The following is a 508-nucleotide window of genomic DNA, read 5'->3' as shown; positions in this document are numbered from 1 at the left end:
ACCCGAAGTCGGTGAGGTAACCTTTTAGGAGCCAGCCGCCGAAGGTGGGACAGATGATTGGGGTGAAGTCGTAACAAGGTAGCCGTATCGGAAGGTGCGGCTGGATCACCTCCTTTCTAAGGATATTTTACGGAATATAAGACCTTGGGTCTTATAAACAGAACGTTCCCTGTCTTGTTTAGTTTTGAAGGAACTTTGTTCCTTAAATAAGTTAAGATGGGCCTGTAGCTCAGCTGGTTAGAGCGCACGCCTGATAAGCGTGAGGTCGGTGGTTCGAGTCCACTCAGGCCCACCATCTTATATAACGGGGCCTTAGCTCAGCTGGGAGAGCGCCTGCTTTGCACGCAGGAGGTCAGCGGTTCGATCCCGCTAGGCTCCACCAACGTGTTCTTTGAAAACTAGATAACAGTAGACATCACATTCAATTAGTAATACAAGATATCACATAGTGATTCTTTTTAACGGTTAAGTTAGAAAGGGCGCACGGTGGATGCCTTGGCACTAGGAG

The 508-nt window shown here is 48.4% G+C and carries 2 tRNA genes and 1 rRNA gene; all 3 read left to right on the top strand.

Annotated elements, in window-relative coordinates:
* Nucleotides 1–116 (top strand): 16S ribosomal RNA (locus WA279_RS20790); the annotation flags it as partial.
* Nucleotides 117–218: 102 nt separating this feature from the next.
* Nucleotides 219–295 (top strand) — tRNA-Ile (locus tag WA279_RS20785).
* An 11-nt stretch (nt 296–306) separates the two neighbouring features.
* A tRNA-Ala gene (locus WA279_RS20780) sits at nt 307–382 on the top strand.
* Nucleotides 383–508: the final 126 nt, after the last annotated feature.

The organism is Bacillus sp. 204(2023), assembly GCF_037027505.1.
Lineage (GTDB): Bacteria > Bacillota > Bacilli > Bacillales > Bacillaceae > Bacillus > Bacillus subtilis.
The sequence above is the reverse complement of the archived record's forward strand: the minus strand, read 5'-3'. Positions and strand labels throughout refer to the sequence as shown.